The following is a 236-nucleotide window of genomic DNA, read 5'->3' as shown; positions in this document are numbered from 1 at the left end:
TGCCCGCTACCGCCGAGCCCGGTCAGCATGTTGCTGGCCATATTGCCGATCACGTTGCCGGCAATACTTCCCCCGGTGCTGAACCCGCCGCCGACGTGTTCGACTTTGTAATCCGCTTTGTTGGCGATATCTGTGAAGCCAAGCGTACCGGTGTCGAGCCGGTTTTTGTCAGCCTCTGCGCGACTGGCAAGCACTGCGCCATCCAGCTGCGTATGGTTGCCGACCGTAACATCGAA

Annotated in this window: 1 pseudogene; it reads right to left on the bottom strand. The window is 59.7% G+C overall.

Annotation, left to right across the window (positions count from 1 at the left end):
* Window positions 1-236 (bottom strand): annotated as a pseudogene (locus tag ACZ3HG_RS24875) (VENN motif pre-toxin domain-containing protein); the annotation flags it as partial.

The sequence above is a fragment of the Erwinia sp. PME.40.26/001 genome (genome assembly GCF_055556675.1).
This window is presented reverse-complemented; position numbering and strand designations above follow the sequence as displayed.